6 protein-coding genes are annotated in these 8,164 nt (G+C 59.8%); 1 reads left to right on the top strand and 5 read right to left on the bottom strand.

Features of this window, described 5'->3' with window-relative positions; genetic code table 11:
* Positions 1–40: 40 nt before the first annotated feature.
* Positions 41–1,231, bottom strand: coding sequence for a benzoate/H(+) symporter BenE family transporter (locus AC1DRJ_RS14830; protein WP_477802823.1), 1,191 nt, complete (start codon positions 1,229–1,231; stop codon positions 41–43).
* A gap of 333 nt (positions 1,232–1,564) precedes the next feature.
* Here AC1DRJ_RS14830 and AC1DRJ_RS14825 point away from each other — a divergent pair, with 333 nt between their 5' ends.
* Positions 1,565–2,329, top strand: a complete 765-nt coding sequence (locus AC1DRJ_RS14825; protein WP_477802822.1) for a GntR family transcriptional regulator — start codon at positions 1,565–1,567, stop codon at positions 2,327–2,329.
* 179 nt (positions 2,330–2,508) lie between these two features.
* On the opposite strand, the gene guaD is transcribed toward AC1DRJ_RS14825, so the two are convergent.
* From guaD to AC1DRJ_RS14805, 4 genes are all read right to left on the bottom strand, one after another.
* Positions 2,509–3,813, bottom strand: coding sequence for a guanine deaminase (guaD, locus tag AC1DRJ_RS14820; protein WP_477802821.1), 1,305 nt, complete (start codon positions 3,811–3,813; stop codon positions 2,509–2,511).
* Between the two features lie 8 nt (positions 3,814–3,821).
* A complete protein-coding gene (xdhC, locus tag AC1DRJ_RS14815) occupies positions 3,822–4,667 on the bottom strand; it encodes a xanthine dehydrogenase accessory protein XdhC (protein WP_477802820.1) in 846 nt (281 codons plus the stop codon).
* A gap of 127 nt (positions 4,668–4,794) precedes the next feature.
* Positions 4,795–7,188: a xanthine dehydrogenase molybdopterin binding subunit gene (gene xdhB, locus AC1DRJ_RS14810; RefSeq protein WP_477802819.1), complete on the bottom strand. Its 2,394-nt coding sequence runs from the start codon at positions 7,186–7,188 to the stop codon at positions 4,795–4,797.
* On the bottom strand, positions 7,181–8,164 hold a 984-nt coding region (locus tag AC1DRJ_RS14805; RefSeq protein ID WP_477802818.1), incomplete at its 5' end, for a xanthine dehydrogenase small subunit. The genes AC1DRJ_RS14805 and xdhB, both read right to left, overlap by 8 nt.

Raw genomic sequence — 8,164 nt, 5'->3', positions numbered from 1 at the left:
GGTGTGTAGCAGCTGTCGAGCGAAGCGAGGCTGCGTGCTTTTAGCTTTTACGCCAATTCAAAATCAGCAACGTCATCACCCCCGCCACAATCCCCCAAAACGCCGAACCGATGGAAAACAGCGTCAGCCCCGATGCCGTGACCATAAAGGTGATCAGCGCTGCTTCTCGCTCCTTCACCTCGATCATTGYGATGCTCAAGCCATTGATGATTGAACCAAACAACGCCAGCGCCGCAATCGACAGCACCAACTCCTTCGGCAATGCGGCAAACAGCGCCGCCAACGTCGCGCCGAACACGCCGGCGATCCCGTAGAAAATCCCGCACCAGACGGCGGCCGTGTAGCGCTTGTTGCGATCTTCATGGGCATGCGGCCCGGTGCAGATCGCTGCACTAATGGCCGCCAGGTTGATCCCGTGGGAGCCGAACGGGGCCAGCAGCAATGAGGCGATGCCGGTGGTGGTGATCAACGGTGAAGCCGGCACGGTATAACCGTCGGCGCGCAGGACAGCGATGCCGGGCATGTTCTGCGAGGTCATGGCCACCACGAACAGCGGAATCCCGATGCTGATGGTCGCGGCCAGGGAGAAGTGCGGCGTGGTCCAGACCGGTGTCGCCACTTCCAGATGGAAACCGCTGAAATCCAGCAGCCCCATGAACCCTGACAAAGCCGTGCCGATCAACAGCGCGGCCAGCACGGCATAACGCGGTGACAGGCGCTTGACCAGCAGATAGGTGAAGAACATGCCCAGCACCAGCCCGGTGCGATGCTGGGCGGCGACGAAAATCTCGCTGCCGATCTTGAACAGAATCCCTGCCAGCAAAGCAGCTGCCAATGACGCCGGAATCTTCTTCACCAGCCGTTCGAAGCTGCCGGTCAGGCCACAGATGGTCACCAGAATTGCACAGGTGATGTAGGCGCCAATGGCTTCGCCATAACTCACACCGCCCAGGCTGGTGATCAGCAACGCGGCACCGGGTGTCGACCAGGCAATCGTGATGGGGGTGCGATAACGCAACGACAGGCCAATCGAGCACACGGCCATGCCAATCGAGATCGCCCAGATCCACGACGAAATTTGCCCGCTGGTCAGGCCAGCCGCTTGCCCGGCCTGGAACATCAGCACAAGAGAGCTGGTGTAACCAGTCATCATCGCGATAAACCCGGCGACAATGGCCGACGGTGAGGTGTCGGCCAAGGGGCGCAGTTGCGTGTGCGTGGCGTCGTTCATGACAGCGGTGTTCCTTGTTCTGATAAAGATGTCAAATCAACGCAATTCCTGTAGGAGCAAGACTTGCCCGCGATAGCGATCTCAGGAACGCCATCGCGGGCAAGCCTTGCTCCTACAGGAATTGCGTTCAAGCGGCAGATTCCGGGTTCAAGCCTAAACTCAAACCTAGCGGATCGTTGCAATACAGCGGAAGCGACAATCAGCCGTACAGTCGTGTTGCCACCATCCATTGTGTACAATCGCGGTGATTTTTTACGCGATACTTGCCAGCGACCCACTGTGCCGTATTACAGTCACCGTCAATTTGCCGCAGTTCTCCCGACTCGAGTGCCCATGAACGAACAGTTGCAACCCCTAAAGAAACAACCGCGAGCAGGCAAAGCCGGTCGCAGCGGGACCCAGGACGATATTGTCTATGCGCATATCTTCGAGGCCATCCTCGAACAGCGCCTGGCACCCGGCACCAAGTTGAGCGAAGAAGCGCTGGGGGAAATTTTCGGGGTCAGTCGCACCATCATTCGCCGCGCGCTGTCGCGCCTGGCCCATGAGGGCGTCGTGCTGCTGCGTCCGAACCGTGGCGCGGTCGTCGCCAGTCCGAGCGTCGATGAGGCCCGACAGGTGTTCTTCGCGCGCCGTCTGGTGGAGCGGGCGATCACTGAGCTGTCGGTGCAACACGCGACCGCCGAGGAACTTACCGAGTTGCGGCAAATGGTCAACGATGAGCGCGACAGCTTCTCTCGCGGCGATCGCGGTGCCGGCATCCGTCTGTCGGGTGAGTTCCACCTGAAACTCGCTGAAGCGGCGAAGAATGCGCCATTGATCAGCTTCCAGCGCAGCCTGGTGTCACAGACATCATTGATCATCGCCCAGTATGAAAGTGGCAATCGTTCGCACTGTTCCTACGACGAACACACGCAGCTGATCGACGCCATCGAAGCGCGCAACGTTGAGCTCGCGGTGAGTTTGATGATGCATCATATGGATCACATCGACAGCAAACTCAATCTCAACGAAGAAAGTGCTTCGGATGATTTGCACGCGGTGTTCTCGCATTTGTTGCAGACCAAGAAGCCAGGGCGGCCCAGCGCGAAACTCTGATAGACCGAGTTGCCCCCTTCGCGAGCAAGCCCGCTCCCACATTAGATCTCCAGTGAACACACTATTTGTGTACGACACAGATTCAATGTGGGAGCGGGCTTGCTCGCGAAGGCGATCAGACAGGCAATAAAAATCCCCCAGACTGAAAAGTGCGGGGGATTTTTTATGTCCGGAAAAACTCAGCGCTGATGCACCAGATTCCCCGCCGCATACGTCTGCAGAACAGTGCGGTCATCCCCCAGTGTCATCAACACAAACAACGTCTCGGCAATGTTGTTCGCCTGCTTCAAGCGATAGCTGAGCAGTGGCGTGGAGTTGTAGTCCAGCACCAGGAAGTCTGCATCGGTGCCCGGTTTCAGCGTACCGATCTTGTCTTCCAGGCGTAGCGCTCGCGCACCGCCGAGCGTGGCCAGGTACAGCGACTTGAACGGGCTCAGACGCACACCTTGCAGCTGCATGACTTTGTATGCTTCGTTCAAGGTTTGCAGCAATGAGAAACTGGTGCCGCCGCCAACATCCGTACCCAGGCCGACATTCAGTTTGTGTTTCTCGGCCATCGGCAGGTTGAACAAACCGCTGCCGAGGAAGAAGTTCGAGGTCGGGCAGAAGGCGATGGCCGAACCGGTTTGCGCCAGTCGCGCGCACTCGTCGTCGCACAGGTGCACGCCGTGGGCAAACACCGAGCGCTCGCCCAGCAATTGGTAGTGATCGTAGACGTCCAGGTAGCCTTTGCGTTCCGGGAACAGCTCTTTGACCCACTCGATTTCTTTCAGGTTTTCACTGATGTGAGTCTGCATGTACAGGTCCGGGTATTCGCTCAGCAACTGGCCGGCGAGGGTCAGTTGTTCCGGGGTGCTGGTCGGGGCGAAACGCGGGGTGACGGCGTAGTGCAAGCGGCCCTTGCCGTGCCAGCGCTCGATCAGCGCCTTGCTGTCGACGTAGCTGGATTCGGCGGTGTCGGTCAGGTAGTCCGGCGCATTGCGGTCCATCATCACCTTGCCGGCGATCATCCGCAGGTCGAGCTGTTCGGCAGCTTCGAAAAACGAGTTCACCGATTGTGGGTGCACGCTGCCGAACACCAGCGCAGTGGTGGTGCCGTTGCGCAGCAGTTCCTTGATGAAAATGTCGGCCACTTCATCGGCGTGAGCCTTGTCGGCGAACTGGCTTTCGCACGGGAAGGTGTAGGTGTTGAGCCAGTCCAGCAGTTGCTCGCCGAAGGCGCCGACCATGCCGGTTTGCGGCATATGGATGTGGGTGTCGATGAAGCCTGGGGTGATCAACGCATCCTGATAATGGGTTATTTCGATATCGGCCGGCAGTGTTGGCAGCAAGTCACTGGCATGGCCGAGCGCGCTGATCTGGCCGTTATCGACCACCAGCAGGCCGTCTTCGAAATACTCGTACGAGGCTTCGATACCCACCTCGGCGGGGTCGGCGATGCTGTGCAGAATGGCGGCACGGTAGGCTTTGCGAGTCAGAGGCATGGGAGTTCTCAGTTAGAAGCTTGACTGCGGCGTGAAGCAGGCAGCAGTTTGGCAATCGATGATCCGGCGCTGGCGATCTGCTGGCCGAAATTCGCGTTATAGGTGGCGATGATTTCGCCGGCTATGGAGATGGCGATTTCCACAGGCAACTTGCCTTTGACTTCGCCGATGCCCATCGGGCAGCGCATGCGTTGCACGACGCTGTTGTCGAATCCGCGGTCGCGCAGGCGGTGTTCGAACTTCACCCGTTTGGTCTTCGAACCGATCAGGCCGAAGTAGGCGAAGTCGTTGCGCTTGAGAATCGCGGCAGTGAGTTCGAGGTCGAGCTGGTGATTGTGGGTCATGACGATGCAGTAGCTGCCGACGGGCAGATCGTCGACTTCATCCACCGGTTCTTCGCTGACAATCTTGCGCACGCCGTGGGGAATCTGGTCAGGAAATTCGTCTTCCCGCGAATCGATCCAGCGAACCCGGCAAGGCAAACTGGCGAGCAGCGGCACCAATGCGCGGCCGACATGGCCGGCGCCGAACACGGCGATCTGCGCCTGGACCTGGCCCATCGGTTCAAACAGCAACACCGTCACGCCACCGCAGCACTGGCCGAGGCTGGCGCCGAGGCTGAAGCGCTCCAGGTGCGTGTCCTGTTTACCGCTGGCGAGCATGTCGCGGGCGATCTGCATGGCCTTGTATTCCAGATGCCCGCCACCGATGGTGTCAAACGTCTGGGTGGCGCTGATGACCATCTTCGAACCGGCATTGCGCGGCGTCGAGCCGAGCTCTTCGATGATGGTCACCAACACGCAGGGTTCACCCTGGGATTGCAGGTCGGCGAGGGCGTCGATCCAGTTGTACATGTTTCACCTCTCACGATCGTTCCTACGCTCTGCGTGGGAATGCATCTCTGGACGCTCCGCGTCCGCGTTCACAATGCGACGCAGAGCGTCGCGGGCTGCATTCCCACGCAGAGCGTGGGAACGATCATCAAACGACCTCAGCCTGGATTTCGGCAACCTTCGCCGCTTTCAACTGCCGCATCTGCTCACAACCCCACAACACCCGCTCCGGGGTCGCCGGCGCATCGATTTTCGGTTGGTGCTTGTAGTCACCGAGGCTCGCCACGGCGTCCTTGATCGCACACCACGACGCAATGCCCAGCATGAACGGTGGCTCACCCACCGCCTTGGAATGGAACACCGTGTCTTCCGGGTTCTTGCGGTTTTCCACCAACTTCACCCGCAGGTCCAGCGGCATGTCCGCCACGGCCGGGATCTTGTAGCTGGCCGGGCCGTTGGTCATCAGTTTGCCCTTGTTGTTCCACACCAGTTCTTCCATGGTCAGCCAGCCCATGCCCTGGATGAATCCACCCTCGACCTGGCCGATGTCGATGGCCGGGTTCAGCGAGGCGCCGACGTCGTGGAGGATGTCGGTGCGCAGCATTTTGTACTCGCCGGTCAGCGTGTCGACGATCACCTCGCAGCACGCTGCACCAAAGGCGTAGTAGTAGAACGGGCGACCACGGGCCTGGCTGCGGTCGTAGAAAATTTTCGGAGTCTTGTAGAACCCGGTGCTCGACAGCGACACCTGAGCGAAATACGCCTGCTGGATCAGCGCTTCAAACGTCAGGATGTGATCGCGAACCCGCACGTGACTGTTGTGGAACTCCACGTCTTCTTCGCTGACCTTGTAGTGGCGTGCGGCAAATTCGACCAGGCGTTTCTTGATGATTTCAGCCGCGTTCTGTGCCGCTTTACCGTTCAGGTCAGCACCGCTGGACGCCGCCGTTGGCGAAGTGTTCGGCACCTTGTCGGTGTTGGTCGCGGTGATCTGCACGCGGTCCATTTCCACCTGGAACACTTCGGCCACGACTTGCGCGACTTTGGTGTTCAAGCCCTGGCCCATTTCGGTGCCGCCATGGTTCAGGTGGATGCTGCCGTCGGTGTAGACGTGAATCAGCGCGCCAGCCTGGTTGAGAAAGCTTGCGGTGAAGGAAATACCGAATTTCACCGGTGTCAGCGCCAGACCTTTTTTCAGGATCGGGCTGTTGGCGTTGTAGCGACGAATCGCTTCACGGCGTTCCGCGTACTGGCTGCTTTCTTCCAGTTCGGCGGTCATTTCTTCGAGCATGTTGTGCTCGACGGTCTGGTAGTAATGCGTGACGTTGCGCTCGGTCTTGCCGTAGTAGTTGGCCTTGCGCACCGCCAGTGGATCGAGAGCCAGATGGCGGGCAATCGCGTCCATCACTTCTTCAATCGCGACCATACCTTGCGGGCCGCCGAAACCCCGGTAAGCGGTGTTCGATGCGGTGTTGGTCTTGCAGCGATGACCGTTGATGGTCGCATCGCCCAGGTAGTACGAGTTGTCGGCGTGGAACATTGCGCGATCGACAATCGACGCCGACAGGTCCGGCGAGTAGCCGCAGTTCCCAGCCAGTTCCAGCGCGATTCCGTGCAAGCGGCCGGTGCTGTCGAAGCCGACGTCGTACTCAACGTAGAACGGGTGGCGCTTGCCGGTCATCAGCATGTCTTCGACGCGTGGCAGGCGCATTTTGGTCGGCTGCCCGGTGAGGTGCGCGATCACGGCGCACAGGCACGCAGGACTTGCCGCCTGAGTTTCCTTGCCACCGAAACCACCGCCCATGCGGCGCATGTCGACGACGATTTTATTCATCGATACGTCGAGCACTTCGGCGACGAGTTTCTGCACTTCGGTCGGGTTCTGCGTCGAGCAGTAAACGATCATCCCGCCGTCTTCAGTTGGCATCACCGAAGAGATCTGGGTTTCGAGGTAGAAGTGTTCCTGTCCGCCGATGTGCAGCGTGCCTTGAATGCGATGATCGGCCGTTGCCAAGGCACCGGCAGAATCGCCGCGCTGATGGGTATGGCTGTCGAGTACGAAGTGGCGTTTGCGCAGGGCTTCGACTACGTCCAGCACCGGCTCCAGATCTTCGTATTCGATGATCGCGGCCATGGCGGCTTTGCGTGCGGTTTCGAGGTCTTTTGCCGCAACGGCGAGCACCGGCTGACCGACAAACTGCACATCATCGATGGCCAGCAGCGGGTCGCCCGGCAGCAGTGCGCCAATGTCTTTCAGGCCCGGCAGGTCTTCGTGAGTGATGGCGATGCGCACGCCTTCGAAGGCATAGCAGGGCTTGGTGTCGATGCTGATGATTTTCGCGTGAGCGCGGTCCGACAAGCGTGCGTAAACGTGCAGCTGGTTCGGAAACTCCAGGCGGTCGTCGATGTACTGCGCTTCACCGGTCACATGTTTGGCTGCGCTGTCGTGCTTGACGCTGCGGCCGACACCGGTGGTCAGGTCCTTGGCGAACAGTTCAGCCAGTTCGGCTTGGGTCTTCTCTACAGCGTGATGATTAGACATAAGCGGTCACCCGAGTCTCGATGTGCGGTGTTTGCAGTTCGATGAAGTATTTGCGCAGCAGGTTCTGCGCGCTGAGCAGGCGGTATTCCTTGCTGGCGCGGAAGTCCGAAAGCGGAGTGAAATCTTCGGCCAGTGCGGCGCAGGCGCGTTCGACGGTGGCGTGATTGAACGGCGCACCGAGCAACACTGTTTCGCAGGCACTGGCACGTTTAGGGATGGCTGCCATGCCACCGAAGGCCACGCGGGCATCAGCGATCACGCCGTTTTCCAGACGGATATTGAAGGCAGCGCAAACGGCGGAGATGTCATCGTCCAGGCGCTTGGAAACCTTGTAGGCGCGGAACAGTTGTTCGGCGCTGGCGCGCGGCACGATGATCTTCTCGATGAACTCGCTTTCCTGACGCGCAGTGACGCGGTAATCGAWGAAGTAATCTTCAAGGGCCAGGGTGCGCCGGGTTTCGCCTTTGCACAGGACGATCTGCGCGCCCAGAGCAATCAGCAGGGGAGGCGAGTCACCGATGGGCGAGGCGTTGCCGATGTTGCCGCCGAGGGTGCCTTGGTTGCGGATCTGCAGCGAGGCAAAACGGTGCAGCAATTCACCGAAGTCCGGGTACTCGGCGTTCAACGCTTCGTAGCAATCGGAGAGGGCGGTTGCAGCGCCGATTTCCAGCCGATCGTCAAAACGTTCGATTCGCTTCATCTCGGCCACGTTGCCGACGTAAATCATCACCGGCAAGGTGCGGTGGAACTGCGTGACTTCCAGCGCCAGGTCCGTACCGCCGGCCAGCAGGCGCGCCTGTGGATATGCGTCATAGAGGTCGGCCAGGTCGGCGACGGTCAGCGGCACCAGGCAGCGTTTGTCGCCACTGTTGAGTTCGCCGATGGACGTGGGGGCGATGGCTTTCAGGCGCGCAATGGTGTCGGCTTCGCGCGCATCGAACTGGTCTGGTTGCTTGCCGCAGCAGGACTGCTCGGC

Source organism: Pseudomonas sp. P5_B2, assembly GCF_056400445.1.
The sequence above is the reverse complement of the archived record's forward strand: the minus strand, read 5'-3'. Positions and strand labels throughout refer to the sequence as shown.